Source organism: Variovorax sp. 20P10.2.4, assembly GCF_058244205.1.
Genome location: NZ_JBZAYE010001130.1, coordinates 1 through 1,302, shown reverse-complemented (window position 1 = coordinate 1,302; position 1,302 = coordinate 1). Strand labels below are relative to the sequence as shown.

The 1,302-nt window shown below is 71.6% G+C and carries 2 protein-coding genes; both read right to left on the bottom strand.

The window, feature by feature from the left end:
- Window positions 1-757: LysR family transcriptional regulator (locus AC27VN_RS41710; protein WP_490880547.1), on the bottom strand; the 757-nt coding region annotated here is incomplete at its 3' end.
- Between the two features lie 88 nt (window positions 758-845).
- The coding region (locus AC27VN_RS41705; protein WP_490880546.1) for an alpha/beta hydrolase fold domain-containing protein at window positions 846-1,302 on the bottom strand (457 nt) is incomplete at its 5' end.

Genomic DNA, 1,302 nt, shown 5'->3' with positions numbered 1-1,302 from the left:
GCTCGTCGCGGCAGATGTAGGCCGGCAATGCGACCACGCCCATGCGCGCCTCGGCCGCGCGCTTCAGGGTCACCATGCAGGTGCCCTCCATGCGCGGGCGGATCGCGACCTGCGCGGTCTGCGCGCGGTCGTCCTCGCGCTTGAGCTGCCACAGGGGCGCGAGGCCGCCGCGCTTCATGAACAGCGTGGCGCAGCCCAGCAGGTCGTCGGGCGTCTCGATGGCGCCGGCGGTTTCGAGGAACTCGGGCGCCGCGAACAGGTGCCAGGGCGCTTCCGCGAGCGCGCGCTGCACCAGGTTCGAATCGGGCAGCGCGCCCGAATAGGCGCGGATCGCGAAGTCGTAGCGGTCGGCCACGATGTCGACGTTGGCGTCGCTCGCGTCCTGCAGCAGGTTGACCTTCGGGTACTTCGCGAGAAAGCTCGCGACCATCTCGGTCATCGCGAACTGCGAGGTCGCGACCGACACCGTGTAGCGCACGGTGCCGGTCGGCTCCGTGCTGCGGCTGCGCATCGCCGCCTCGGCCTCGTTGGCGCGCGCGATGGTGGCGACCGCGTGGCCATAGAAGGCCTCGCCCGATTCGGTCAGCGTGATGCGCCGCGAGGTGCGCGCCAGCAGCGTCAGGCCGAGCTCGGCCTCGAGCTGCTGGATGCGGTAGCTGATCGTCGAGACCGGCCGCTGCAGCGCGCGCGCCGCGGCCGAGAGGCTGCCCCGGTCGATCACTTCCACGAAGTACCGAAAGTCGTTGAGGTCGAGCACGCGTGTCTTTCGCCGATGGGTTCTTCCGAGTCCGCGGCAACTTAGCACGTTCCGCGCGCACGGGCCACGCGCGGACCCGGGCAAAGGGTCAGGCGTTCCAGTGGCGCGACACGAACGCGGCCGCGCGATCGAGTGCCTTGCGCGCGCTGGCCAGCTCGCGGGTGTTGAGCTGGAACACGTGGTGCATGCCCTGCCACTCCTCGAGCTCGACCCGCGCGCCCGCGCCGCTGGCCGCTTCCACGAGACGGCGCGAATCGTCGCGCAGCACCTCGTCCGAGCCGACCTGGACCAGCGTGGGCGGCAGGCGCCGCAGGTCCGCATCGAACAGCGGCGAGCCACGCGGATCGCTGACCGGCGCGCCGCCCAGATAGGCCGCGACCGAAGCACGCAGGTAGCCGACGTCGAGCAGCGGATCGCCGACGGCCAGTTCCTGCGCGCTCGCGCCGCTCAGGCTCAGGTCGGTCCAGGGCGAGAACGCGACCAGCGAGGACACGGCGATGCCCTGCCTCGCGGCCTCGAGCACGGTCGCGAGCGACAGGCCGCCA